The 25,725-nt window shown below is 65.5% G+C and carries 25 protein-coding genes; 14 read left to right on the top strand and 11 right to left on the bottom strand.

The annotated features are described in order from the left end of the window. Nucleotides 1-258: 258 nt before the first annotated feature. From ACVINW_RS05205 to ACVINW_RS05190, 4 genes are all read left to right on the top strand, one after another. On the top strand, nucleotides 259-1,065 hold the full coding sequence (locus ACVINW_RS05205; RefSeq protein WP_456756303.1) for an alpha/beta hydrolase: 807 nt from the start codon (nucleotides 259-261) through the stop codon (nucleotides 1,063-1,065). A gap of 54 nt (nucleotides 1,066-1,119) precedes the next feature. Then, entirely contained in the window at nucleotides 1,120-2,217 is a 1,098-nt protein-coding gene (locus ACVINW_RS05200; protein WP_456750310.1) for a calcium:proton antiporter, read from the top strand. Between the two features lie 151 nt (nucleotides 2,218-2,368). Further along, a complete protein-coding gene (locus ACVINW_RS05195) occupies nucleotides 2,369-2,653 on the top strand; it encodes a cupin domain-containing protein (RefSeq protein ID WP_456750309.1) in 285 nt (94 codons plus the stop codon). A 250-nt stretch (nucleotides 2,654-2,903) separates the two neighbouring features. Next, on the top strand, nucleotides 2,904-3,764 hold the full coding sequence (locus ACVINW_RS05190) for a hypothetical protein (RefSeq protein WP_456750308.1): 861 nt from the start codon (nucleotides 2,904-2,906) through the stop codon (nucleotides 3,762-3,764). 604 nt (nucleotides 3,765-4,368) lie between these two features. Here the strand turns inward: ACVINW_RS05190 and ACVINW_RS05185 are convergent. Both ACVINW_RS05185 and rpsU read right to left on the bottom strand, forming a co-directional pair. After that, nucleotides 4,369-5,028 (bottom strand): tetratricopeptide repeat protein, encoded by a 660-nt coding sequence (locus ACVINW_RS05185; RefSeq protein WP_456750307.1) that lies wholly within the window; start codon nucleotides 5,026-5,028, stop codon nucleotides 4,369-4,371. 114 nt (nucleotides 5,029-5,142) lie between these two features. Further along, entirely contained in the window at nucleotides 5,143-5,439 is a 297-nt protein-coding gene (gene rpsU / locus ACVINW_RS05180; RefSeq protein ID WP_021078544.1) for a 30S ribosomal protein S21, read from the bottom strand. A gap of 264 nt (nucleotides 5,440-5,703) precedes the next feature. Between rpsU and aqpZ the strand changes: the two genes are divergently transcribed. Then, on the top strand, nucleotides 5,704-6,426 hold the full coding sequence (aqpZ, locus tag ACVINW_RS05175; protein WP_456750306.1) for an aquaporin Z: 723 nt from the start codon (nucleotides 5,704-5,706) through the stop codon (nucleotides 6,424-6,426). Between the two features lie 71 nt (nucleotides 6,427-6,497). On the opposite strand, the gene ACVINW_RS05170 is transcribed toward aqpZ, so the two are convergent. Beyond that, nucleotides 6,498-7,601, bottom strand: coding sequence for a 5-(carboxyamino)imidazole ribonucleotide synthase (locus ACVINW_RS05170; protein WP_456750305.1), 1,104 nt, complete (start codon nucleotides 7,599-7,601; stop codon nucleotides 6,498-6,500). Then, a complete protein-coding gene (purE, locus tag ACVINW_RS05165) occupies nucleotides 7,598-8,086 on the bottom strand; it encodes a 5-(carboxyamino)imidazole ribonucleotide mutase (RefSeq protein WP_456750304.1) in 489 nt (162 codons plus the stop codon). Before purE ends, ACVINW_RS05170 begins: the two co-directional genes overlap by 4 nt. A gap of 145 nt (nucleotides 8,087-8,231) precedes the next feature. Here purE and ACVINW_RS05160 point away from each other — a divergent pair, with 145 nt between their 5' ends. Beyond that, nucleotides 8,232-8,978 (top strand): GGDEF domain-containing protein, encoded by a 747-nt coding sequence (locus ACVINW_RS05160; RefSeq protein WP_456750303.1) that lies wholly within the window; start codon nucleotides 8,232-8,234, stop codon nucleotides 8,976-8,978. Nucleotides 8,979-8,999: 21 nt separating this feature from the next. On the opposite strand, the gene ACVINW_RS05155 is transcribed toward ACVINW_RS05160, so the two are convergent. The 3 genes from ACVINW_RS05155 to ACVINW_RS05145 form a co-directional block, all read right to left on the bottom strand. Next, the gene (locus ACVINW_RS05155; RefSeq protein WP_456750302.1) at nucleotides 9,000-9,251 is read right to left on the bottom strand and encodes a hypothetical protein; all 252 of its coding nucleotides are present in this window, start codon (nucleotides 9,249-9,251) and stop codon (nucleotides 9,000-9,002) included. A 39-nt stretch (nucleotides 9,252-9,290) separates the two neighbouring features. Continuing rightward, the gene (locus ACVINW_RS05150; protein ID WP_456750301.1) at nucleotides 9,291-9,515 is read right to left on the bottom strand and encodes a hypothetical protein; all 225 of its coding nucleotides are present in this window, start codon (nucleotides 9,513-9,515) and stop codon (nucleotides 9,291-9,293) included. A gap of 182 nt (nucleotides 9,516-9,697) precedes the next feature. Then, complete coding sequence (locus ACVINW_RS05145; protein ID WP_024583705.1) at nucleotides 9,698-9,904, bottom strand: YdcH family protein; 207 nt, start codon at nucleotides 9,902-9,904, stop codon at nucleotides 9,698-9,700. A 240-nt stretch (nucleotides 9,905-10,144) separates the two neighbouring features. Here ACVINW_RS05145 and ACVINW_RS05140 point away from each other — a divergent pair, with 240 nt between their 5' ends. Continuing rightward, a complete protein-coding gene (locus ACVINW_RS05140) occupies nucleotides 10,145-10,330 on the top strand; it encodes a YdcH family protein (RefSeq protein WP_050422666.1) in 186 nt (61 codons plus the stop codon). A 121-nt stretch (nucleotides 10,331-10,451) separates the two neighbouring features. Here the strand turns inward: ACVINW_RS05140 and ACVINW_RS05135 are convergent, their stop codons facing one another. Then, on the bottom strand, nucleotides 10,452-11,555 hold the full coding sequence (locus ACVINW_RS05135) for an NAD(P)/FAD-dependent oxidoreductase (RefSeq protein WP_456750300.1): 1,104 nt from the start codon (nucleotides 11,553-11,555) through the stop codon (nucleotides 10,452-10,454). A 274-nt stretch (nucleotides 11,556-11,829) separates the two neighbouring features. Between ACVINW_RS05135 and ACVINW_RS05130 the strand changes: the two genes are divergently transcribed. The 3 genes from ACVINW_RS05130 to ACVINW_RS05120 all read left to right on the top strand — a co-directional run bounded on the left by ACVINW_RS05130 (nucleotide 11,830) and on the right by ACVINW_RS05120 (nucleotide 17,900). Beyond that, entirely contained in the window at nucleotides 11,830-14,517 is a 2,688-nt protein-coding gene (locus ACVINW_RS05130; RefSeq protein WP_456750299.1) for a sensor domain-containing protein, read from the top strand. A gap of 290 nt (nucleotides 14,518-14,807) precedes the next feature. Beyond that, nucleotides 14,808-16,388 carry an ABC-F family ATP-binding cassette domain-containing protein gene (locus ACVINW_RS05125; RefSeq protein WP_456750298.1) on the top strand — a complete coding sequence of 527 codons (1,581 nt, stop codon included), beginning with the start codon at nucleotides 14,808-14,810 and terminating at the stop codon, nucleotides 16,386-16,388. Nucleotides 16,389-16,445: 57 nt separating this feature from the next. Then, complete coding sequence (locus ACVINW_RS05120; RefSeq protein ID WP_456750297.1) at nucleotides 16,446-17,900, top strand: glycerol-3-phosphate dehydrogenase; 1,455 nt, start codon at nucleotides 16,446-16,448, stop codon at nucleotides 17,898-17,900. Between the two features lie 186 nt (nucleotides 17,901-18,086). On the opposite strand, the gene ACVINW_RS05115 is transcribed toward ACVINW_RS05120, so the two are convergent. Beyond that, entirely contained in the window at nucleotides 18,087-19,316 is a 1,230-nt protein-coding gene (locus ACVINW_RS05115) for a tetratricopeptide repeat protein (RefSeq protein WP_456756302.1), read from the bottom strand. Between the two features lie 412 nt (nucleotides 19,317-19,728). Here ACVINW_RS05115 and ACVINW_RS05110 point away from each other — a divergent pair, with 412 nt between their 5' ends. The 4 genes from ACVINW_RS05110 (at nucleotide 19,729) to ACVINW_RS05095 (ending at nucleotide 23,830) form a co-directional block, all read left to right on the top strand. Next, complete coding sequence (locus tag ACVINW_RS05110; RefSeq protein ID WP_456750296.1) at nucleotides 19,729-20,388, top strand: hypothetical protein; 660 nt, start codon at nucleotides 19,729-19,731, stop codon at nucleotides 20,386-20,388. A 615-nt stretch (nucleotides 20,389-21,003) separates the two neighbouring features. After that, nucleotides 21,004-22,104, top strand: a complete 1,101-nt coding sequence (locus tag ACVINW_RS05105; protein WP_456756301.1) for an ABC transporter ATP-binding protein — start codon at nucleotides 21,004-21,006, stop codon at nucleotides 22,102-22,104. Then, nucleotides 22,101-23,015, top strand: coding sequence for an ABC transporter permease (locus tag ACVINW_RS05100; protein ID WP_456750295.1), 915 nt, complete (start codon nucleotides 22,101-22,103; stop codon nucleotides 23,013-23,015). The genes ACVINW_RS05105 and ACVINW_RS05100 overlap by 4 nt, the downstream gene beginning before the upstream one ends. Continuing rightward, nucleotides 23,015-23,830: an ABC transporter permease gene (locus tag ACVINW_RS05095; protein WP_456750294.1), complete on the top strand. Its 816-nt coding sequence runs from the start codon at nucleotides 23,015-23,017 to the stop codon at nucleotides 23,828-23,830. Before ACVINW_RS05100 ends, ACVINW_RS05095 begins: the two co-directional genes overlap by 1 nt. 126 nt (nucleotides 23,831-23,956) lie before the next feature. On the opposite strand, the gene ACVINW_RS05090 is transcribed toward ACVINW_RS05095, so the two are convergent. After that, nucleotides 23,957-24,808, bottom strand: coding sequence for a carbohydrate ABC transporter permease (locus ACVINW_RS05090; RefSeq protein WP_456750293.1), 852 nt, complete (start codon nucleotides 24,806-24,808; stop codon nucleotides 23,957-23,959). Then, nucleotides 24,805-25,674 (bottom strand): carbohydrate ABC transporter permease, encoded by an 870-nt coding sequence (locus tag ACVINW_RS05085; RefSeq protein WP_028336011.1) that lies wholly within the window; start codon nucleotides 25,672-25,674, stop codon nucleotides 24,805-24,807. The genes ACVINW_RS05090 and ACVINW_RS05085 overlap by 4 nt, the downstream gene beginning before the upstream one ends. Nucleotides 25,675-25,725 lie beyond the last annotated feature (51 nt).

The raw sequence follows: 25,725 nt of genomic DNA, 5'->3' as shown, positions 1-25,725 counted from the left end.
CGCCAGCAGCGCATCGCGTGGCATGTGGCGCATGCGAAGGTTTGCGCCTGCCGGCCGGTTCCCGACAGCGTCAGGCTCGAGGTCGAAGCGCTGCTCAATGCGAGGCGCAGGCCGCTCTCGGCGGCCGCCAAAAACCAGGAGCGGGAGCCAAAACTGCGAAAACAACCCCATGCAAAGTAGCAATGGGGCCTCGCATCATCTCGACACACTAAATCTAGCGCGGAAATTGAGAGCGGCAGGCGGGATTTGCGCGTGGTTCTGACGATCCTGAAATGGCTGCTGATCGTCGCCGCGGTGGTCTATCTCGGTGGCCTTGCGGTGCTGTTCGTCAAGCAGCGCGAGATGCTGTTCCCGATCCCGCCGGTGGGGCGGACCGCGCCGGCGGCGGCAGGCCTTCCCGAAGCGGAAGAGCATGTGCTGACCACGGATGACGGCGAGAAGGTCATCGTCTGGCATGTGCCGGCGAAGCCTGGCCGGCCTGTGGTGCTGTTCTTTCCCGGCAATGGCGATTTCCTGGCCGGCCGCGTCGCGCGCTTCAAGGCGATCACCGCCGACGGCACCGGACTGGTGGCGCTGTCGTACCGCGGCTACGCCGGCTCGAGCGGATCGCCGAGCGAAGAGGGCCTGCTGCAGGACGCAGCAGCAGCCTACGCGTTCACCACCGCGCGCTACCGTCCCGCTGAGATCGTGGCGTGGGGCTTCTCGCTCGGCACCGGCGTTGCGGTCGCGCTCGCCGCCGAACACCCGGTTGGCAGGCTGATCCTGGAGGCGCCGTACACCTCGACGGCCGAGGTCGCCGGCGCGCTGTTCTGGTACGTGCCGGTCAGCCTGCTGATGCGGGATCCATTCCATTCCGACCGGCGAATTGCCGGCGTCACGGTGCCGCTCTTGATCATGCATGGCAGCGACGATCGGGCGATCCCGATCCGCTTTGGCGAGCGGCTGTTCGGCCTCGCCCACGAGCCCAAGCAGTTCGTGCGGCTGCCCGGTGCCGGGCACGACAATCTCGACGATTTCGGTGCGATGGCGACGGCGCGGCCGTTCATCGGCGCCGCAGGAGGCTGACGGCGGCGATTGTCTGTCGCATAATCGCGGCAGTCGAATGAGGGGGCTGACGATATGAGCGCACACGGACCGATGCCACGGTCGGCCTGGCTGTATCCCGTTCTGGCGGTGCTGCTGTTTGGCGCGGTCACCGTCACCGGTTATGCCTTCGCGCCATCGGCGGCCGGCTGGGTGTTCGCAGCCGTGCTGCTGGTGATCCTGTTCGGCACCGTGTTCGCGGCCGTTCATCACGCCGAAATGATCGCCGAGCGGATCGGCGAGCCGTTCGGCACGCTGCTGCTGACGCTCGCGGTGACCATCATCGAGGTCGCCCTGATCTCGACCATCATGCTGGGCGACACACCGGCGCCGACCTTGGCGCGCGACACGGTGTTTGCGGTGGTGATGATCGTCTGCAACGGCCTGGTCGGGCTCTGCATCTTCATCGGCGGCATCCGCTACCGTGAGCAGGATTTCCAGATCACCGGCGCCAACCTCTATCTCAGCGTGCTATTCGTGCTCGCGACCATCACGCTCGACATGCCGAATTTCACGCTGACGGCGCCGGGCCCGATCTATTCCACGGCCCAGCTCGCCGTGATCAGCGTCGTGACCCTGCTGCTCTACGCCGTGTTCCTCTACACCCAGACCATCCGCCACCGCGATTACTTCATCAGCGGCGCCAATGAGGCGGCGGCGCATGGCGAGGTGATGTCGGACCGCGACACTGCGATCAGCATCGTCCTGCTGCTGGTGTCGCTGCTGGCGGTGGTGCTGCTGGCCAAGAAATTCTCGCTGGTGGTCGATGTCGTCACCGTCAAGATCGGCGCGCCGCCGGCCTTTGCCGGCCTGGTGGTGGCGGCGCTGATCCTGCTGCCGGAGAGCGTTGCCGCGGTGTCGGCGGCGCGCAAGAACGACCTGCAGAAGAGCATCAACCTCGCGCTCGGCTCCTCGATCGCGACCATCGGGCTCACGGTTCCCGCGGTGGCCGCGGCTGCCTATGTGCTGGACAAGCAGCTGGTGCTCGGGCTCAGCAACCAGCATATGCTGATCCTGCTGCTGACCTTCATGGTCAGCATGCTCACCTTCGGAACCGGCCGCACCAACATCCTGTTCGGGCTGGTTCACATGGTGGTGTTCGCGGTGTTCGTATTCATGGTCTTCGTGCCCTGAAGCGCGATGAGATTCGCGCTTCAGCCTTTTGTTTGCGCATGATCTCCGCGCAAACGCGTTCCGCGTTTGTCGCGAGGGAAAACCGCTTCGCACTTTTCCGGATCATGCGTTAGAGCATGATCCGCTCAACAAGGAACTTGGAGACGTGACGATGCTCAGCGCCAAATCGGACGTGCAGGTGGATACGGCGGAGGTTCGCGTGACCGAATGGCGGCTCGCGCCCGGCAGCGCCACCGGCCACCACACCCATGAGATGGACTATGTCATCGTCCCGATCACGTCCGGCGAGATGACGATCGTGGCGCCGAACGGGGAGCGCTCGAAGGCCCAGCTCGGGGCCGGCAAGTCCTACTTCCGCAAGGCGGGGGTCCAGCACGACGTGCTGAACGAGACGGCCAGCGAGATCGTGTTCCTCGAGGTCGAACTCAAGCCCTGACGCGGACGGTAACCCTGCGCGCGCTGAATGGCAGCTCCGAGCAGCCGCGGCTGTGGAAATTCATAACCCGTTAACGGCTGCACGATGAATTAGGAGGTGGATGCGGCCTGCGCAGGGGGCGCCTCCGCTGAAACCAAAGTGACACCAAAGGTGACGTCGGAACGGGGGTTTGCCACCGATCCGACGCAGTTGATCCCTGAATGTGCCTCAAAGTTCCAGCATGAAATAACGGGGCGGGGAGTGGCAGGTCATGCTGAGTTACCTGAAGAAATTCGTGATGGACATCTTACCCTCGGTGGCAGCGACCATCATCGGGGCGTACATCGTCAATCACTACATCGTGGCCAAGCCGGAAGCACCCGCCACCGCAGCCGTGACCGCCGTCGATCCGAAAGCCGCTGCCAAGCCCGCCACCGTCGTCAGCAGCCTCCCCGAAGCCGGCGTCAAGGCCAAGGGCATGTCCGAGCGGACGCTGATCGAGCGGTCGGCGTTCGAGAAGGCCACCGTCACCGAGAAGCCGGCCGAGAAAGCCGCCGACCAGAAGCCTGACGCGCCGGCCGATACCGCCAGCATCCCGACCGACACCCGCCACCACACGGCGGCGCCGAAGGCCGTCGCCAAGGTGACGCCCGCCGCGCCGCAGCCGGCTGCGCCTGCCACCGCGGCGGCACCGGCCGAAGCCGCCGCCGCGCCGGACGAGAACCGCGACGCCAACGATCTCGCGCGCGCCGCGATCGAGCGGCTGCGCAAGGAGCGCCCGCAGGAGGCCGCACGCGCCCAGGACGCCGCGCGCACCGATCTCGCCCGGCTGCCAGAGGCGCAGCGTCCGGCAGCGCAATCTGCGATCCGGCCGTTGCCGCCGCCGATCATGGTGTCGAACCCCTCCACCGAGAACGTCGACCAATCCTCGCAGCAGCGTCCGCCCTACGCCAACGCCCAGGATTCGAATCGGCTGACGCCGCCGGCCGACATTCCGGTGCCGGTGATCCAGGCGCCGCTCGACCTGCGCGCCGACGCGGCTATGGCTGCGCCGAAGAGCGACCACACCTCGGTGACCGACGACATGTTCTCCGGCATGAAGTCGATGTTCCACGCCGTCCTGCCGAAGTAGGCCCTGCCTAAGCCTGCCGAGTAAGTTGATAAGCTAAAGCGGGATGGAATTGGTTGAATTGAGCTGGCGCGGTCCTGTTCACCTCTCGCCGGCGGGGAGAGGTCGGATTGCGCCTAGCGATGCGAAGCATCGTCCAGAGGAGTCCGGATCGAATTGGAGGATGGTCGCGTCTAGGTTCTCCAAGTCCAAAACCATCTTCCGCAGGGCTTCGTGGGTGTTTTCGATGTCGCCAGCTAGCTGGGCCCGGCGCTTCACTAGCCCATTCAGGACAAATTCGTTCAAGGCTTCCTGCCCGTCAAAGGACGACGGATGCAAAGCGTTATCCCGGCCACTCCAAAGATGACGACCACCGGAAGCGCAAAGACGATAAGGAGTAAGAACGCCCAAATCAGAGCGTCTTTGCCGATCCAGAATATCCCATAAAGCACTCCCAGGATCAGCTCGGCTAACAGGGCCAAAAGCACGGGGCCAAATGGGTGGAGTGGCTGCCCCTGGCGTTTCATGCCGCAGATGTTAGCAAGGCTGGCAGCTTAGGTCGCCATACGTCTTGGTGAGTTTGCTGCCTAATGCCGGAAAACCGCTTCGCACTTTTCCGGATCATGCTTCAGCCGCCGGTGCGCGCCAGGCCGCTGCGCGCGTTGCCGTCGTTGGGCCGTAGCGCGAGCGCGCGATTGTAGGAGGCTGCCGCCTTGGCCTTGTCGCCGAGCCGCTCATAGGCTTGGCCCCGGGCGCTCCACGCCGCAACATTGTTGGGATCGGCCTGCACCGCCTCGTCGAGGTCGGTGGCGGCCTGCTTGGCCTTGTCGAGCGCGAGATAGCTCGTGGCGCGGCCGACCAGCGGCTCGGCCTTCTGCGGCGACAGCCCGCTGGCTGCGGTGAAATCGTCGATCGCCTGCTGGTGCTGGCCGCGGCCCTGATAGATCAGGCCACGGCCGTACAGGGCCTGGATGTTGTAGGGATCGCTCGTCAGCGCCTGCTCGAACTCCGCCAACGCCTCGTCGAGCTTGCCGGAATGCGCCAGCACCTGGCCACGCGTCGCATGATCCCTGGCGCTGTTGACGTCCTGCGGCGTGATGGCGTCGGCGGCCGGCCTATCGGTGGTGGCGACCGGCTTCGGCTTGTCGTCCGAGCCCCACGATCCCAGGTCGAAGGAGCATGCCCCGAGCGGCGGGCCGAGCAGCAGTACAGCGATGACGAGGTGCAGCGCGCGACGGCGATGCGCTAGCTCCGGGAGCCGGGAGCGGGGTGCCGGAGCAACCGTCATGCAAATTGCTCTTGCCGGTGGTTTTGCATGGGATCCCCGGAACGCGGGCCTGCTTCAAAACGACAACGCGGGCCCGTGGCCCGCGCTGTTAGACTTCCGGATCAGCAAAACGGTTCAGCGGGGGCCGCGACCGGCGCCTGCACCACCGGGACGGCCGCCGCGGTCGCCACCGGGACCAGCGCCGAACACCGGCTTCGGCTTCATCGGCAGCAGGCCTTCGCGCTGCAGCTTCTTGCGCGCCAGCTTGCGCGCACGGCGCACGGCTTCGGCCTTTTCGCGAGCCTTCTTCTCGGAGGGCTTTTCGTAATGACCGCGGAGCTTCATCTCGCGGAAAATGCCCTCGCGCTGCATCTTCTTCTTCAGCGCCTTCAGGGCTTGGTCGACATTGTTATCGCGGACGAGAACCTGCACGCGGCATCCTCTTTTGAATTGATCGGTTCGGAATTCTGGCGAGGTGAAGGGGCGGCAAAAGGCCTGCCTCTTAACCCCAGGCGCGCGCATGTATCAGACAAACGCGCAGATGTCCACCGGTCGAGTGACTTTCGGGCCTAGTAAAGCCACGAAATGGGGCGAAAATGCCTTTGTGCGGCCCTGATTTGGGTGGTTTGGCGCCCAGATGAAGGCCGCTCCCGGCGTTTTGGACAACCCGGACATTGGAAATAGGGGAGATGCCACATGGATATGAAGAAATACACTGCCGAGCTGATCGGTACGTTCTGGCTCACATTCGCGGGCTGCGGCAGCGCGGTGATCGCGGCCGGCTTTCCACAGGTCGGGATCGGCCTGGTCGGCGTGTCGTTGGCCTTCGGGCTCAGCGTGGTGACCATGGCCTATGCGATCGGCCATATCTCGGGCTGCCACCTCAACCCGGCCGTGACGGTCGGGCTCGCCGCGGGCGGGCGTTTCCCCGGCGGCCAGGTGCTGCCCTACATCATCGCGCAGGTCATCGGTGCCATCGTTGCGGCCTGGCTGCTCTATGTGATCGCGAGCGGCGCGCCCGGTTTCGATGTCAGCAAGGGCTTTGCCTCCAACGGCTATGATGCGCACTCGCCGGGCCAGTACAGCATGGTGGTGTGCTTCATCATGGAGGTCGTGATGACCATGATGTTCCTGTTCATCATCATGGGATCGACCCATGGCAAGGCGCCCGCCGGCTTCGCGCCGCTCGCGATCGGCCTCGCGCTGGTGATGATCCATCTCGTCAGCATTCCCGTCACCAACACGTCGGTGAATCCGGCGCGCAGCACCGGACCGGCGCTGTTCGTCGGCGGCTGGGCGCTGGCGCAGCTCTGGATGTTCTGGGTGGCGCCGTTGATCGGCGGCGCGCTTGGCGGCGTGATCTATCGCTGGCTCAGCGACGAGCCGACCGGCGTCGTCGCCGGCGTCAAGACGGCGTGACATGATTGGCGAATGGGATCGTGGTCGTCACGATCCCATTTCCCTCGATGCGCCGAAGCGGTTCTGTGGAATTATGATTTGCGCGGCGGCGTCACTTCGGTGACGTGGCCCATCTTGCGGCCGGGGCGCGGCGTGCCCTTGCCGTACAAATGCACGGTGGCGCCGGGAACGCTGAGCCACTGCTCGTAGCTCAGGATGTCGTCGCCGATCAGGTTGGTCATGGTGACCTCGCCATGACGCACCGGCTTGCCCAGCGGCCAGCCGGCGATCGCGCGGATGTGCTGCTCGAACTGCGAGATCGAGGCGCCGTCGAGCGTCCAGTGGCCGGAATTGTGCACCCGCGGCGCGATCTCGTTGACCAGCACCGTTGCCTTGCCGTTGCCGGGCACCACGAACAATTCCACCGCGAGCACGCCGACATAGTCGAGCGCCGTGGCGATCTTTTCGGCGATCGCGCGCGCCTCTGCGGCAAGCTGTTCGGGGATCGCAGCCGGCACGCGGGAAAATTTCAGGATGTGGTCGCGATGCTCGTTTTCGGTGACGTCGAAGCACGCGACGTCGCCGGATGCGGAGCGCGCTGCGATCACCGAGATCTCGCGCTCGAACGGCACGAAGGCCTCGAGGATCGCCGACTTGGTGCCGAGATCGTCCCAGACCTGCTCGATGTCGTCGCCCTGGCGGATGATGGCCTGGCCCTTGCCGTCGTAGCCGAAGCGGCGGGTCTTGATCACAGCAGGCAGGCCGATCCGCTCGATCGCGCTGCGCAGCGTCGCGACCGAGGAGACGTCGGCATAGTCGGCGGTGCCGATGCCGAGCTTGCTGACGAAATCCTTCTCGTACAGCCGGTCCTGCGTGGTCTCGAGGATCTTGTACGCGGGCAGCACCGGGCGGCGCGCGGCGAGCACCATCGCGGTCGCGGCCGGCACGTTCTCGAACTCATAGGTGACGACGTCGACGTCGTTGGCGAACAGCTCGAGCGCCTCGACGTCGGCATATTCCGCGCAGGTCGCGTGCTGCACCACGTCGAAGGCCGGCGAGTCCGGATCCGGAGAGAACACCTGGCAGCGCAGCCCGAGGCGCGCTGCGGCCATCGCCAGCATCCGGCCCAATTGCCCGCCGCCGAGGATTCCGATGGTGTCGCCCGGCTTCAGCCTCACAGGGTTGGAAGCCGTCACGCCGTGCCCTCCGGATGGTCCTTGACCGCATCGGTCTGCTCGGTGCGCCAGGCCGCGAGGCGGGCCGCCAAAGCGGGATCGCTGAGCGCGAGCACGCTTGCCGCGAGCAGCGCGGCATTGATCGCGCCGGGCTTGCCGATCGCGAGCGTTCCGACCGGAACGCCGGCCGGCATCTGCACGATCGAATAGAGCGAATCGACGCCGGACAGCGTCCTGGATTCGACGGGAACCCCGAACACCGGAAGCTCGGTCAGCGCCGCCGTCATGCCCGGCAGATGCGCGGCGCCGCCGGCGCCGGCAATGATCACCTTGTGGCCGGCCGCCTTGGCGCCCTTGGCAAAGGCATAGAGCCGATCCGGGGTGCGGTGGGCCGAAACGATGCGCGTTTCGCAGGCAATCCCCAGCGCGGCCAGGGTGTCGGCGGCATGGCGCATGGTTTCCCAGTCGGACTGGCTTCCCATGATGATGGCGATCGGAGCGGTCATCTCTTCAATTCTGTTCAGGAATCCAAAAGCATAGGCCGATTATAGGGGCGGCCCGGTTCTCATCCAAGGCGTGGCAAGGGAGATAGGATGGACTATCCTGTCTTGGTGAATCCCGGCAAGCCTTCATAAGCAAGCCTCAACAAAGATGCGCATGAAGAAGAAGACCACCGCGGCCGCCTCCGGGGCGGCCAAACGGCGAAAAGCCGCGGCTGCCGCGAGCAAATCCGCACCCGGCCGAACTGGAACCCAAAAGACTGGCGCAAAAAAAACCGGCGCAAAGGCGGCTGGAACCAAAGCGTCCGGAACCGGTATTGCCAGGCGTGCCTCGGTCACCTCCGGCGACAAATCGACCATCCGCAGGCTGCGGGCGCAGCTGGCGCGGGCCCAGGCCCGGATCGAGCAGCTTCAGGCCTCGGCCGAGACCGACTTCCTGCTCGACATCCTGAACCGGCGCGGCTTCGAGCGCGAGCTCGCCCGTTCGCTCTCCTTCATCAAGCGCTATCAGGCCTCCGGCGCGCTGATCGTGCTCGACGTCGACCGCCTCAAGCCGATCAACGATGCGTTCGGGCACGCGGCCGGCGACGAGGTGCTGAAGGCGATCGTTGCCGCGATCTCGGACCAGGTGCGCGCCTCCGACGTGATCGGCCGGCTCGGCGGCGACGAGTTCGCGCTGCTGCTGTGGAATCTCAGCGAGACCGACGCCCGCGCCAAGGCGGCTGCGCTGGAAGAAGCGATCGACCGCCTGACCTTCGTGTTCCGTGACTGCCAGGTCTCGGCGGGCGCCTCCGCAGGCGTTGCGATCCTCACTGCGCATTCGGATCTCGATCGGGTTCTCGATGAGGCCGACCGCGCGATGTATGTGCGCAAGGCGCAGCGGCGCCATGAAACCTAGATCTCAGAGAATCCCGGGGGATTACAGCGCGCTCAGGTCTTCAGGCACGCTGCCGTAGGCCCGCAGCAGCTTGGCATCGCCGAATTCGCCGATCGCGGGATCGCCGGTGCGGCTGAATGCGACGGCGCCGATGCTGCCCGGCATCCGCGACATCGCCTCCGCCCGGCGCAGCGCGATCGCCGAGCTCTGGCATTCCTCGGCATTGCCGGCGACCGGCGTGCCGTCGTCGTCCTGCATGAAGGGCAGTGCCACGTAATAGGTCACATCGGCCATCGCTGTGCTCCCTGATGGTCAGGCCAACAATCGCAGGAATCAGGCAGCGTCGCTCGCCACGTCGCTTGCCACTTGGGGGCGTGCCGGCACGCAGCCGGCGGTGATCGCGGCCTGCAATTCCTCGAGCTCGGCCTCGAGATATTCGTTGGCCATGATCAGCGCCTTGATGGTGCTGCGCAGGTTGCCGTCGCACATCGCGATCGCCTGATCGCAGGCCTTCTCGTAGCGGCTGTTGTGGTCGGGCAGGGACGGGGGGACGGACATGGCGAAACTCCCTTCGATGGCTGGCGGCTGGATCGAAATGTTCTCTTTTTGTTCTGATAGAGTCAAGCGCCGAGAAACGGGAGAACATCCGTTGCCGGGAATGTGAAGCCGAGGGGGCGTTGTGGATGACGGGGAAAACCGCCGGATCGAACCGAACCAGGGGCCGCGAGGCGGCGCGTGGCTCAGGCGATGATGTCGGGCGTGATCTGGTCTTCGATGAAGGCGATGCGATCGCGCAATTGCAGCTTCCGCTTCTTCAGGCGCTGCAGCATCAGGAGATCCGGCGCCGGCGACTGATGCAGCGCGTCGATCGCGGCGTCGAGGTCGCGGTGCTCTTGTTGCAGACGCGCAAGCTCGGCGAGGAGTTCGCGCTCATCCTGATCGTTCATGGTTGTGTGTTAACTGGTAAGCACGACGAAGCTGTTGCGGCCGAAGCAGCCGCTCGCGGGAATATCCTCCCTCGGCGCGCGCCGCGCAAGCCGAACCGGTTCCCTGATCACGATTGGTTACAGATAAACCGAAATGCGTACGTGCGGCATATCGCGTCCCCTATCGACAGGCCCGTCCACTCGTGTACACTTGTTGGTCCGGATCGACCCTGAGGTTTAACGCACCGAGGAGTGTTCGCAATGGCAATACAGGCCCATCTCGTTGAGTTGGAGCGTAAGCACAAAATACTCGAGAACGAACTGCACGAAGCGCTCGTTCACCCCTCCGTAGACGATCTCCACATTTGCGAGCTGAAGCGCCGCAAGTTGATGGTCAAGGACCAGATCGAGCGGTTGAGACTGTCCGCCGACGACACGGTCCACTAAGCCGGCCCCCGCAAATCAGCAAACAATCCTGACCTTTTCACCGAGGGATGAACGCCGCAGCGCGCATCCCCCGGGAGGTCATGCTGCATGTGCTCAGCCGTATTTGCCAAGCCGAATTTGTTCAGTGTCCTGTCAGCTCGCCGACATGGTCGGCGACCGCGAGCGACGACGTCAGCCCCGGCGATTCAATCCCAAACAGGTTGATCAGCCCGGCGACGCCGTGGTCGGCCGGCCCCTGGATCAGGAAGTCCTGGGTCGCCACCGCCGGCGGCACGATCTTGGGCCGGATTCCCGAATAGCTCGGCATCAGCGCGCCATCCGGCAGCGTCGGCCAGTATTTCCGGATCGCCGGATAGAACCGCTCGGCCCGCGCCGGGTCGACCGCGTAATCGATCTGATCGATCCATTCGACGTCGGGACCGAACCGCGCCTGTCCGGCCATGTCGAGCGTCAAATGCACGCCGAGCCCACCGGGCTCCGGCACCGGATAGATCAGGTGCGAGAACGGCGCCCGGGCGCTGCAGCTGAAGTAATTGCCCTTGGCCAGATAGGCCGTTGGAATCAATTCGATGGGCATGCCCTCGACATTGCGCGCGACCGCCGTTGCGCCGAGCCCTGCGGCATTGACCAGCAGGTCGCAGGCGAGCGCCGTCGGCGTCGCGCCGCCGGCCTCGATCTCGAACCCATTGCCGGTGGCCCGGGCGTGGAGCAGCGGCGTATGGAACGCGAAGGCCGCGCCCGCCTCCTCGGCGTCGCCGCGCAGCGCCAGCATGTAGGCATGGCTGTCGATGATCCCGGTCGAGGGCGACAGCAGCGCCGCGTCGCAACTCAGCGCCGGTTCCAGCGCACGCGCCGCAGCGCCGGACAGCAGCTGCATGTCGTCGACGCCATTGGCCGCGGCATGGGCGCGGATCGATTGCAGCTTTTCGGTTTCCGCAGGTGTGGTGGCCACGATCAGCTTGCCGCAATTCCTGTGCGGGATGCCGTGCTCGGCGCAATAGCGGTACAGCGCCCGCTTGCCGCTGACGCACATCCGCGCCATCAGGCTGCCGGCCTTGTAGTAGATCCCGGCATGGATCACCTCGCTGTTGCGCGACGAGGTCACCGTGCCGATGGCTTCGGCCTCCTCGATCACAATCACCTCGCGGCCGGCCTGTGCCAGCCTCCGCGCCACGGCGAGGCCGATCACCCCCGCCCCGACGATCACGCAATCAACCCTGTCCATCTCGTCCTTCAGGTCCGACAATTTCCGCGCGATCGCGCCCCCGGCCGTCGCCGCCAACATCGTTCAGCCGATCCGATCGCTTTCGGCAAGTGCTTATTAGCCAAGTGCTTGGGCCATCTCAAAGAGTTGGGGAGCCATGCCCTGTTAGTGCAGCATTAATCATGTCAGGGCAATTGCCGCAAATTGCGCCACGTTTACCGGTTGCATCCTGGCGCGTTTACCCGATCCAAACCGCCAAAGCCGGACACTCGCCCTGGAAATCCGCGGGTGATCGATGGCTGGCAGGAAGTGGCAGGCGGGCGGGAAGAATTCGATTCCGGCAAGGGCCGTGCTTTGCCTGATCGCTGCCGTCGTGCCGCACGCCGCAGCCCGCGCCGGCACCGGCGGATTCGCGCCATCGAGCTATCTCGGTGATCTCGATCCCGGCGTGGTCTGGGAGCTCCTGATCGGCAGCGTGGTGGCCGCGTCGTTTTTCGGCGCGATCGGATTGTGGATCCTCTCGGCGCTGCGCAAGGCCAAGCGCGCCCAATTGCGGCGCAACGCTTTCGTCTCCTCGGCGCTCAACCATCTGAACCAGGGCGTGGTGATGACCGATGCGTGCGAGCGCATCGTGTTCTGCAACGACCGCTATCTCGACATCTACGGCCTGTCGCGCGCCGACATCCGGCGCAACATGACCGGCACCGAGCTTTTGGAGCTGCGCCGCGACCGCGGCGTGCTCGACATCAGCGCCGCGGATTTCTTTACCCGGGCGGCGGCGCCGGAAGGCCTCGTCACCGAACTGCCCGGCGGGCGGTCGGTGCTGGTGAAGTATTTCCCGCTGCCGAACGGCGGCTCGGTCGCCACCCATCTCGATTGCACCGACCAGCGCCAGCTGTCGCGCAAGCTCGCCTCGACCACGCAATTCCTGGAATCGGTGCTCGACAACGTCCCGGTCTGCGTCGCCGCCAAGAACATCGAGGACGGCCGCTACATCTTCGCCAACCGCGCCTTCGAGCGCTTCTCGCGGTTCTCGCGCGATCACATCGTGGGCAAACGCGCCGACGAGATCTTCCGTCCCGAGACCGCGGTCAGCATCGACACCGCCGACCGCGCCGCGCTGGATGCGCCGCAAGGCTATCACCGCAGCGAGTTCTTCGTCGAACGCGGCTCGGAGAAGCGCATCCTGGCCTCCAACCGGGTGATCGCCCGCAACGAGGCCGGCGCGCCGGAATTCCTGATCGCGCTGTTCGAGGACGTCACCGACCGCCGCGCGCTGTCGCGCGAGCTCGAGAACAACAAGAAGTTCCTCGAGCTCGTGGTCGACAACATCCCGGTCTCGCTGATCGTGCAGCGCGTGAGCGACGGCCGCTATCTTTTGGCCAACCGCAGCGCCGAGACGATCCTCAACCGCCGCCGCGAGGACGCCGCCGGCCTCACCGCGTCCGACATCTTCAACGCGCGCGAAGCCAAGCTGATCGTCGCCCGCGACGAGGCCGCGATCAGAAAGCGCAGCATGATCGCCGAGGAGCATCCGATCTCGACCAAGGACGGTTTGCGGCTGTTCCTGACCCGCCGCATGACCGTGCTCGACGATGACGGCGAGCCGCAATACCTGATCAAGACCCATGAGGACGTCACCGACCGGCGCCAGACCGAGTCGCGGATGGCGCACATGGCCTATCATGACGGCCTGACCGATCTGCCGAACCGCGCCGCATTCCTGCAGGCGCTGACCCAGATGATCGAGGCCTGCGACGGCACCGGCGAGGAGTTTGCCGTGCTCTGCGTCGATCTCGACGGGCTGAAGGAGATCAACGACGTCTACGGCCATGCGATGGGCGACAAGGTGCTGATCGAGGTCGCGCAGCGCCTGCAGACCGTGGCGCGCGGCGGCGTGGTGGCGCGGCTGTCCGGCGACGAATTCGGCCTCATCATCGACGGCCAGCAGCCGGCCGCCGGCATCGCGCTGGCCGAGCAGGCCGCCGAGGCGCTGGGTGGGGATTTCGCGATCGACGGCAAGTCGGTGCGCACCGGCCTCACCGCCGGGATCGCGGTGTTCCCGCACAACGGCACTGATGCGGCCTCGCTGCTGGCCAATTCCGGCGCGGCGCTGTTCCGCGCCAAGGCGAAGTCGCGCGGCACGATCTCCATCTTCGAGCCGGAGATGGACCAGCAGATCCGCGATCGCCGCGTGCTGCACCAGGAGCTCTCGGTCGCAATCAAGAACGGCGAATTGTCGCTCTATTACCAGCCGCAGGCTGCGGCGGGCGGCAGCGTCGCCGCGAGCCAGATCATCGGCTTCGAGGCGCTGGCGCGCTGGCACCATCCCCTGCGCGGCTTCGTGCCGCCCGGCGACTTCATCCCGCTTGCCGAGGAAAGCGGCCTGATCGTCGAGATGGGCGAATGGATCCTGCGCGAGGCCTGCCGGGAGGCCGCCTCATGGGCCGTCCCGATGCAGATAGCGGTCAATCTGTCGCCGGCGCAATTCATCCATGGCGACCTCGTCGGCCTGGTCCATTCGATCCTGCTCGAGACCGGGCTGACGCCCGACCGGCTCGAACTCGAAATCACCGAAGGCGTGCTGATCGAGGATTTCGACCGCGGCCTGTCGCTGCTGCGGCGGCTGAAGGCGCTCGGGGTCCGCATCTCGATGGACGATTTCGGCAGCGGCTATTCCTCGCTGAGCTATCTGCAGGCGTTTCCGTTCGACAAGATCAAGATCGACCGCGCCTTCGTCATCAATCTCGGCCGCAATCCGCAATCGGCCGCGATCGTGCGCGCGGTGATCGATCTCGGCCACGGCCTCGAAATGTCGATCGTCGCCGAGGGCGTCGAGACCGAGGCGCAGCTCGGCTTCCTCTCCGAGGAAGGCTGCGATGCGGTGCAGGGCTATCTGATCGGCCGGCCGGCCCCGATCGGTCAGTTTGCCGCGCTGGTCGGCGGCGACCGGCTCGCCGAAACCGTGCGCAAGGCCGGATAAGCCGGCGGGTCGGCCAGGCCGGCTGCGCTTGCCATCGGTTGCACGTCCGGTTACCGTCCGACCACCACATCATTTCGGCCGAGAAAGGAGGGCTGCGTCGTGGCGAGATCTAGCGATCCCCACCTCAAGCGTGGCCCCGTCAACGCCCTGCAAATGCGTTTGCAGGGCTGACCGGAAACTCGGCTAGAATCTTGTCCTGGTCTGCCCTTCGTGGCCGTGCGGCACCGAACCTTTGAACGTTCGCGCCTGCACTCAAATTCCTCGCCGCGCTTCGACACGCACATCCGTTGATGGCTGCATGCCCACGCGATGACGTGATTGCCGGCAAGACCAGAGAATTGATCGTGACCCTCATGAATGTCCGCAATCTCGGCGTGACGCTGAACGCGCCGCTGTTTTCCGACCTGAATTTCGTCGTCAATGCCGGCGACCGCATCGGCCTCGTCGCCGCCAACGGCCGCGGCAAGTCCACCCTGCTGCGCTGTATCGCAGGCAGCATGGAACCGAATGCGGGCGACATCAGCCGCGCGCGCGGACTGACCGTCGGCCATGTCGAGCAGGATGCGCCGGCGGGGCTGATGGACATGCCGTTCCATGCCGCCGTGCTGGAGGCGCTGTCCGCCGGGCAACGCGACAGCGAGAGCTGGCGGGTCGACATCGCCCTGCAATCGCTCGACGTGCCCGACGAGCTGTGGCAACGGCCGCTCAGGCAATTGAGCGGCGGCTGGCTGCGGCTTGCGCTGCTCGCCCGCGTGCTGGTGACCGAGCCCGATGTGCTGCTGCTCGACGAGCCGACCAACCATCTCGACCTCGCCAAGATCGGCCGGCTCGAGGCCTGGCTGAATGCGCTGCCGCGCGAGATGCCGGTGGTGATCGCAAGCCACGACCGCGCTTTCCTCGATGCGACCACCAACCGGACGCTGTTCCTGCGCCCGGAACGCTCGCAGCTGTTCGCGTTGCCGTACACGCCGGCGCGCACGGCGCTCGACGAATGCGACGCCGCGGACGAGCGGCGCTTTACGCGCGACATGAAGGCGGTCCGGCAGCTGCGGCAGCAGGCCGCCAAGCTGAGCAATCTCGGCATCAATTCCGGGAGCGACCTCCTGCTGTCGAAGACCCGACAACTGAAGCAGCGCGCGGAGCGATTGGAGGAGACCGCGAAGCCCGCGCATCTGGAACGCTCCGCCGGCACGATCCGGCTCGCCAACCGCGACACCCATGCCAAGGTCCTGATCAGGCTGAACAACGCGGTGATCGCTACGCCCGACGGCAGGCCGCTGTTCCGTACCGGCCCGCAATTCATCTGCCGGGGTGACCGGATCGCGCTGCTCGGGCCGAACGGCGCGGGCAAGACCCGGTTCGTCGCGGCGCTGCGGCTGGCGATCGAGAACTCCGCGGCGGCAGTCGCCGAGATCCGCGCCACCGAGTCATTGGTGCTGGGCTATTGCGACCAGGCACTGGCCGATCTCGCCGATGGCGACACCCCGATGCGCATGCTGACGCGGCGCTTTGCGGTCGGCGATCAGCAGGCGCGCGGCCTGCTCGCCGGCACCGGGCTCTCGATCGAGATGCAGGGCCGTCCGATCGGGCGGCTGTCCGGCGGGCAGAAGGCCCGGCTCGGCATGCTGGTGTTGCGGCTCACCGAGCCGAACTTCTATCTGCTTGACGAGCCGACCAACCATCTCGACATCGAGGGCCAGGAGGCGCTGGAAGACGAGCTGATGCAGCAGCAGGCCAGCTGCCTGCTGGTGTCGCACGACCGCCGGTTCGTGCGGACGGTGGCCAACCGGTTCTGGGTGATTGAAGGCAAGAAGCTGATCGAAGCCGATGGGCCCGAACACTTCTTCGCCTCGGTCGGCGCTGCGCCCTGACGCATTTTTCGTGCGAACACGTATTTCGTTCGCAATGAAATGCGATAGGCGTTGGGCATGGCGGACTATGACGTTGCGATCATCGGCGGTGGCCTCAACGGCACGAGCATCGCGCGTGATGCGGCCGGTCGCGGCCTGCGCGTGATCCTGCTGGAGCAGGGCGATCTCGGCTCCGGCGCGTCGCAGGCTTCGCCGCGGCTGGTGCATGGCGATCTCGCCGGGCTCGAGCGCCGGCAGTTGTTCCGCGTCCGGACCGCGCTCAGGGAGCGCGACGTCTGGCTGCGTATCGCGCCGCACTTGGTTCGGCCCGCGCGCTTCGCGATCCCGGTTCATGCCGGGGAGCGGCCGGTGTGGCAATTGCGGTCGTTGCTGCTGCTTTACGAGCGGCTCGCCTCGCGCAGCGGCCTGCCGCGCTCGGCCACCCTCGATGTCACTCACCATCCGGTCGGCAATGCGCTGAAGCGGCGGTTCGGAACCGCGTTCGAATATTCCGATTGCGTCGTCGACGATTCCCGGCTCGTCGTGCTGAATGCGGTCGACGCCGCGGCGCGCGGCGCCGATATCCGCACCGGCGCGCGGGTGACCCGAGCCGAGCGTAGTGACACCTGGCGGCTGATCGCGACCGACCGCGGCTATCGGCGGGTGATCACGGCGCGGGCGCTGGTCAACGCGACCGGCGCGTGGACCGCCTCGGTCGCCGACACCGTGTTGCGCGTACCGGGGCCGCCGCTTGCCACCGTGCAGATCGGCCAGATCGTGGTGCGCCGCCTGTTCGACTGCGACAACGTCTATGCGTTCCAGAACTCCGACGGGCAATTGATCTTCGCCAGTCCCTATGAGCGCGACTTCACCCTGATCGGCCATGCCTTCAAGGGTGATCCCGCCATTGTCGCGATGGATGCGCGGGAGGTGGCCTATCTCTGCGACGCAGCCAACCGTTACTTTCGCGAGCAGATCACCCCGGCCGATGTGCTGCGAACGGTCTCCGGTGCCAATTCCGTCGTCGCACCCGCGCGCTGGCGACGCGCTGGCACAGTGTCGCCCGACTTCAAGCGCGGCAGGGCGCCGCTTCTCACGATCTTCGGCGGCGACGTCACGACGTCGCGGCGCCGCGCCGAGCGGGCGGTTTCGAAGTTCGCGCGGTTCTATCCGATGGGGCCGCGCTGGACCGCGACGGCGCCGCTGCCGGGCGGCGAGTTCGCCTGGCAGCGTTTTGAAACCGAGGTCGACATCGCCCGCGACCGCTGGCGCTTCCTCAGTGAAACGCAGGCGCGGCGGCTGGTGGCCGCCTATGGGCTGAACGTGAAGGATATCCTGGGTGACGCGAAGACGAAGGCTGATCTCGGCCCGGCCTTTGGTGCTGAATTGACCGGCGCGGAGGTGCGTTATCTCATGCGCAAGGAATGGGCGCGCTTTCCCGATGATATCCTGTGGCGCCGCTCCAAGCTCGGGCTGACCATGCCGCAAGCCGATCGCGATGCGCTTGCCGCGTTCATGGTCAAGGCGGATTGAGCGCGATTAGCAGCGGTGTTTCCGCGCCGTCATGGCCGGGCTTGTCCCGGCCATCCACGTTTTTCTGTCGCGGAGACCAAGACGTGGGTGTCCGGCACAAGGCCGGGCATGACGAGTTTGTGGAGCTATCGAGTCCATATGCGAAAGCCCGGCGCTTGCGGGGGGAAGGGACAGCTCCAACAGCTTCTATTGCCGTGCCGCCTCCTGCGACCAGGCGAGATCGCGCCTGGACGGGCGGCGATGCAGCCGGTCCGAGATCAGGCTCGTCGCTTGCCGGCCCTGGCCGGCGCGCAAGCAGGCGACGATGAAGGTGTCCTCCCACAATTCGCGCTGGGCATGGCTGCCGCCGATCCGCACCAGCTCGGGCATCAGCGGTGCCAGGATGCGCACGGCGCCCTCGTGATCCCCGGCGGCGAAGGCCGCAACGCCTCGGCCGAGCCCGATCGCGGCCGGGCCGGGCGCCAGTTTGCCGTCGGCGTCGCGCGCCGCCATCTCGGCCAGCCGCGCTTCCAGTGCATTGTTATTCGTCGTGGCTGCGACCAGCGCGTGGTGCACGTCGGCGAAATGCGCGCCGGCCTTCGGGAAATAGCTGTCGCCATAGGCGGCGACATCCTTCCAGTGCGCGTCGAGGCCGGTCTTGCCGGCGACCGCGAGACGCCACAGCAGCGAGGCCGTGTCGGTATAGATGTTGAGCGGCGGATAAGGGCGGCCCGCCGGCTTGATGTGCTGCTCGTAGATAGCGAGCGCACCGTCGGCGTCGCCCTCTTCGATCGCGATCAAGGCGAGGTGCCAGGCGAGATGGCCTTGCAGGAAGGTCGTCCGATCATTCGCCGGCAGCCACGCGGAGAGGAAGCTGCGGCCTTCGGCGCCGTCGCCCTGTTCGAACAGCGCATGCGCCAGCGCGTGCGCGGCGCCAGCATTCTCCGGCTTCAGCGCATAGCCGCGCTCGGTGATGGCGCGGCCCGCGACGACGTCGCCGGCCTCGGTCTTCGACCAGCCGAGATAGGTGAGGAACCACCAATCGTCGCCATAATCCTTGGCGTAACGTTCGGAGATCGCGAGCCGCGCAGCGTCATGATCGGGCCGGCCGGAGAAGGCGTAGAGGCCGAACGCGCCGAGCAGCAGCGAAAGGATCTGCGCATCGCGCGGATATTCGGCGAGGTGTTGCTCGGCCGCTGTCATCGCCTTCTTGCCCTGGCCTTCGATCACGGATGCGATGATCTCGATGTGCTGGCGCTCGCGCGGGCTTGCCGCTGCGGCGAGCTTCCGGGCTTCGGCCGCCTTGGCGCGGGCCGCGGCGCCCTCCATGTTGAGCTGGTGCACGCGGGCGCGGCCGAGACGGGCCAACGCGAAATCGGGGTCCGCGGCGATCGCCGCCTCGAACGCCACATCGGCGCCGTGTAGCGCCGCCAGCATCCGATCGACACCGTCGACATAATAGGCGGCGGCGCGGTCCGACGTGGTCGTCAGCGGCAGGCCGTAGCGGTCGCAAATCATCGGTTGTCCTCCCGAATTCGGCTGCGAAGTCTAGGGCATGTCCTCATAAAGGCAACGAGCCCCTCGGGGCTCACGTCTGCTTAGCCCTCGATAGCATCGCAAAAGCGAACATCGCGGAGGTCCGAGTTGGGCCATGAGCGGACGTCGTTCATCGGAACACGGTCGGTTCGGTCCGGTCCGAAGGGAAGGTGACCGGCGTTTGCGAATGCAGCCAGAGATGGCACGAAGGTCTGATGCCTGTTCGCCTGGCCGATTTTCCGCGTCGCTTTCCCTAACGGTTGTGTTCGGTAAATTGCGCCTGCTAGGATTGAGAGCAGTTGCGGGAGGTACTATGGCGATGAAGCGTATCACTCTTCTGGCTGTCTGGCTCGCGGTCGTCGCTTCAGTGACTGCTGCTCGGGCACAAAGCGGAGACGTTCTGCGACCGGAGGATGGTTTGCCGGTTGACGAACACATCGCCCGAGAGCTGCAAGAACATCGAGGTGTGGTGATCGTTGACGCAATCCTCATGATGTCAAATATCGGTGGGGGTCTCACGCGTTGTGTCTTTCCTGTAGTCACTCTCGGCCAAACTCTCGACAAGAGCGCGCCGACGAAAACGATCAGAGTCAGCGTGATCGGAGGAGGAAAGTTGACGGCGTTTGGCGGGATTACCTCACTTCCTCCGGGCGAGTATCTTTTGCTGAGCATAAGGTGCGACAATATAAATGCCGGGTATGGTGGCCCTCATGCCAAATTCCAGGTTCGCGCTGGAGAAATCGTCGACATCGGCGCACTTCGGCTTGATCACGAAGGCGGCGGGCTCTTTTCGAACGCCGGAAAGATGCACCGGTCTGTGGGAGACATAAGTCCCGAGGTCGTGGCTTTTCTGAAGGCACGTGCGCCCCGGGCCATGACCCACATGGTTAGACGTCCGATGACCATGATAGGTCCGCCTGATTCCGTGACCCGCACCAGCATTCGGCGGTGTGGTATCATCGGATGCTTTTGACAGGATCGCGATCCCCAGATCCGGTTTCGGCCTTGGGTACGAGGTGTTCCAGGTCGCGTGATACGGCGAGTCAGAGCGCGCGACAGCGAGACGTCGTTCGCCGTTGATCGCTACCTCCGTGCATTGTATCGCCGTCTGCTGGAGCGTTCTCTACCTTTTTGGCGCTGGTCGTCAGACAGTCGTTCTTCAAGATCGAATGTATTGCTACTATCAGCACAAGGACAAGTGCTGGGCCACCAACTGAGGCGGCCTTAATCTTTCTATAAAATGCTGTATTGAACCAAAACTCTTTATCGTTTTGGCAACCGAGAACGCTTGGCAAACAGTGCACCAAACTTCCGCTATGGGTCAAAAGCGGCAAGGTCTAGATTGAGCAGGTGCCTTCCAGTTTTGAACCTCAAAGACGACGCAACGCATTTAAGAGCCCGCCCCAGCAGAGGCGCGGAGGCCGACAATATTGCGGGAGATGTTCGTGAGGCGGTTGAGCCGGTGGCGATCCGCCGCTAGCTTGCCGGCAGGATCGGACCTTGCGGGGAATCGGGGCTTCTTGACGTGACATCGGGCGAAGCGAGTGCGGAGGCGGCAACGCCGTTGCCTGAACCGGCCGTCCCGGACATGCCGCTGCTGCGGATCGAGGGCGTCGCCAAATCGTTCGGGAATTTCCGCGCGGTCGATAAGCTCTCGCTCGATATCCGCGCCGGAGAGTTCTTCGCGCTGCTCGGGCCGAGCGGCTGCGGCAAGACCACGCTGCTGCGCATGCTCGCGGGCTTCGAGACCCCGGACGAGGGCCGCATCCTGCTCGGCGGCAGCGACATCGCGCAGGTGCTGCCGCATGAGCGGCCCGTCAACATGATGTTCCAGAACTACGCGCTGTTCCCGCATCTGTCGGTGCGCGACAACATCGCCTTCGGCCTGAAGCGCGCCGGCATGGCGCGCAAGGATATCGCGACCCGCGTCGCGGAGATGGTGGCGCTGGTCAAGCTCGAAGGGCTGGAGAAGCGCAAGCCCGATCAGCTCTCCGGCGGCCAGCGGCAGCGCGTGGCGCTGGCGCGCTCGCTGGCGCGTCGCCCGCAGGTGCTGCTGCTCGACGAGCCGCTGGCAGCGCTCGACAAGAAGCTGCGCGAGAGCACGCAGGGCGAGCTGATGGAGCTGCAGCGCCGGCTCGGCACGACCTTCATCATCGTCACCCACGATCAGGAGGAGGCGATGACGATGGCCGGCCGGATCGGGGTGATGGACGCCGGCCGCCTGGTCCAGGTCGCCACCCCGCGCAATCTCTACGAGGCGCCGGCCTCGCGCTGGATCGCCGAGTTCGTCGGCGACATCAATCTGTTCGATGGCAACGTCGCGTCCCGCGAGAATGGACGGTTGAGGGTCGCGACCGCGGAGGCGGGCACGCTCGCGGTCAGCGAACTGTGGCCGCCGGTGACCAAGGAGGTCGTCAGCGTCGCGATCCGCCCCGAGAAGGTGAAGCTGTCGCGCCGCGCGCCGGCGTCGGACGAGGCGGGCTCGCATGCGATCAACCGGCTGGAGGGTGTTGTGGCCGACGTCAACTATCTCGGCGGCGTGACCAGCTACCGGGTCAAGCTGGAGACCGGCGCGGTGGTGCGGGCGTCGATGGCCAACACCGCGCGGCTCGATGTCGACGCCTATCTCGCCGGCCAGCGCGTGGTGGCGTGGTTCACCGCCGACGACTGCCTGGTGCTGGAGCAGTGAGCGCGCGCCGCATCTTCGCCCGGCCGGCGCGGCTCGCCGCGATCGCGCCCTATCTCTGGATGGTGCTGTTCTTCCTGGTGCCGTTCGGCTTCGTGCTGAAGATCAGCCTGTCGCAGACCGCGATCGCGCAGCCGCCCTACACGCCGGTGTTCGATTCGGCCGAGGGCCGCGCGGCGCTGGCGGCGGCGTTTGCGCAGTTGTCGTTCGACAATTTCCGGCTGCTGATATCAGACAATCTCTACATCCTGTCCTATCTGCGCAGCCTCGTCGTCGCGGTGACCTCGACCTTGATCCTGCTCCTGATCGGCTATCCCATTGCCTACGCCATGGCGCGGCTGCCGCAGCGCTGGCAGACGGTGGCGATGATGCTGGTCATCGTGCCGTTCTGGACCTCGTTCCTGATCCGGATCTATGCCTGGATCAACATCCTGCAGCATGACGGCCTGCTCAACCAGATCCTGCTGGCGCTGCATATCGTCTCGACGCCGGTGGTCTGGCTGTCGACCGACAGCGCGATGTATCTCGGCATCGTCTATTCCTATCTGCCGTTCATGATCCTGCCGCTCTATGCGACGCTCTCGAAGCTGGATGCATCGCTGCTGGAGGCGGCCGGCGATCTCGGCGCCTCGCCGCGTCAGGCGTTTTGGCTGGTGACGTTTCCGCTGTCGCTGCCCGGCGTCGGCGCCGGCGCGCTGCTCTGCTTCATTCCGATCGTGGGCGAGTTCGTGATCCCCGACCTGCTTGCCGGCTCAGATACGCTGATGATCGGGCAGACGTTGTGGCTGGAGTTCTTCACCAACAAGGACTGGCCGGTGGCCTCCGCCGCTGCGGTCGCGCTGCTGCTGCTGCTGGTGCCGCCGCTCGTGCTCTACGACCGCCTGCAACGGCGCCAGCTCGAGGCGGACAGCTGATGGCGCGCACCGTCACCAGGCTGACGCGCTTCAACCTGACCTCGCTGGCGCTTGGGCTCGCCTTCCTCTATCTGCCGATCGTGATCCTGGTGATCTACTCATTCAATGCCTCGCGGCTGGTGACGGTGTGGGGCGGCTGGTCGCTGCGTTGGTACCGCGAGTTCTTCAGCGATCGCGCCATGCTGGAGGCGGCGTGGATGAGCCTGTCGGTCGCTGCGGTGTCGGCGACGCTCGCGACACTGCTCGGCACGCTGGCGGCGGTCGGATTGGCGCGGGGCGAGCGGTTCAAGGGGCGGGCGCTGTTCTCCGGCATGCTGTATTCGCCGCTGGTCATGCCCGAGGTGATCTCCGGCCTGTCGCTGCTGTTGCTGTTCGTGGCGCTCAATGCCGAGCGCGGCTTCTGGACGGTGACGATCGCCCACACCACGCTGACGATGTGCTTCGTCACCGTGGTGGTGCAGTCGCGCCTCTCCGCGCTCGACCGCAGCCTGGAGGAAGCCGCGATGGATCTCGGCTGCGATCCGGTGCGTGCGTTCCTCTTGGTGACGCTGCCGCTGATCGTGCCGGCGATCGTGGCGGGCTGGATGCTCGCCTTCACGCTGTCGCTCGACGACGTCGTGATCGCGAGTTTCACCACCGGTCCCGGCTCGGCGACGCTGCCGATCCGGATCTATTCGGAAGTGCGGCTCGGCGTGAAGCCCGAGATCAACGCGATCTGCACGCTTGTCATCGCGCTGATCGCCGTGATCATCGTGGCGGCGTCGTTCGCCTCGAAACTGTCGAACGGGCGCGGCGAGAGCGCCGCGCCGCTGTAGAGGAGCGTCAGCGACGAGGCAATCCATTTCTCCGCTCGCGGCGAGATGGATTGCTTCGCGGAGCCTGTCATCCGGCTGCGCTTCGCGCCGACCGGGTGGCTCGCAATGACAAGGAAACGATGGGGATCACGACTTGACGGCGCCTGCGGTCAGCCCGCCGACCATGTAGCGCTTGAAGGCGTAATAGACCGCGGCCGGCGGCAGAGCGTAGATGAAGCCGGTGGTCATCAACAGCTCCCACGGCGAATCGTCGGCGGCGAGGAAGTTGCCGAGCGCGACCGGCAGCGTGATGTCGGTGTCCTTCGAGAGCAGCAGGAACGCGTAGAGATATTCGTTCCAGGCGAGCAGGATCGCGTAGGTGCCGACTGCGACCAGCGAGGGCATCATCAGCGGCACATAGACCAGGCGGAACAGCTGCAGCGTGCTGGCGCCGTCCATCGTCGCGGCTTCGTCGAGCTCGACCGGCAGCTTGTCGGAGGCCTGCTTCAGCACCCAGATGGCGTAGGGCGCGGCGATCGTCACCATCGCCAGGATCAGCGACCAGTGATTGTTGAGCAGGCCATAACTGCCCATGGTGCGGTACATCGGCACGGCGAGGAACGCGGCCGGGATGAAGTAGGTGAACAGCGCCATGTTCATGACCGCGCGGCCGCCCGGCACCCGCAGCCGCGAGATCGAGAATGCGGCGGCGGTGGCGACGAACAGCGTCAGCGCGCCGACGGCGAGTGCGATCACGGTCGAATTCCAGAACTGGATCCAGAAGTCGCGCAGGAAGTAATGCTGCTGGTGGAACACGATCGAGAAATTATGCAGCGTCGGATGCGTCGGCCACAGCTTGCCGGTGAACGCGTCCTCCTTCGGCGAGATCGCGAACACGAACATGTGGTAGATCGGGATCATGGTCCAGATGAAGACCGGGATGCCGATCAGCAGCAGCCTGGCCTCGGTGCCGACTTCGCGGAGGGTGGGCAGCTTCATCGCGACAACCGTTTCATCATGAAATAGACCAGCGGCAGCACGAACGGCATGGCGCAGACGATCGAGGCCATCGCCAGCGAGAGCTGGTCGAGCCTGAGATAGCGGATGCCGAGCGTCGACAGCACGTGGGTGAGGTCGGCCGGCCCGCCGCCGGTGAGCAGATAGACGCTGTTGAAATCGCCGAGCGTCCAGATCATCGAGAGCAGCGTGCAGGTGATGTAGAGCGTCTGCATCGACGGCCAGGTGATGTAGCGGAATTTCTGCCACCAGTTGGCGCCGTCGACGTCGGACGCCTCGTACAGGTCGTGCGAGATCGCGAGCCGCCCGGTCAAAAGGATCAGCGTCCAGAACGGCAGCGACTTCCAGATGTGGACGCCGATCGCCATCGCCAGCGCGACCGCCGGATCGTTCAGCCAGTTCGGGCCGTCGTCGCCGGTGAACTTGAAGATCAGCTGGTTGACCACGCCCCATTCCGGATTGAGCATGAAACGCACCGAGAGGATGGTCGGGATCGACGGCACCGCCCAAGGCAGGATGAAGATCACCGACAGCCACCTGATCCAGGGCCTTTGCTGGGCGAAGAAGCCGGACAGGAACAGCGCGATCAGCATCTTGATGTTGATGCCGATGACCAGGAAGATCAGCGTGTTGACCGCGGCGCGGGCGAAGATCGGGTCGTGATAGAGCGCGACATAGCTCGACGGATGGCGCGCCAGCCACAGGCCGTAGCCGACCGGATAGACCACGAAGGCGAGGAACACCAGCAGATAGGGCGCGAGCAGCGCGATGCCCCAGACCTGCGGCGGCGACAGCCGCGCCGACAGCGGCGGCGAGGGGGCATCGGATGCGGAAAGTGTGATCGCCATTCGGTTACTCTAACGAGATGTCGCTTACGTCGTCGTCCCGGCGAAGGCCGG

The sequence above is a fragment of the Bradyrhizobium sp. USDA 4461 genome (assembly GCF_054055655.1).
The sequence above is the reverse complement of the archived record's forward strand: the minus strand, read 5'-3'. Positions and strand labels throughout refer to the sequence as shown.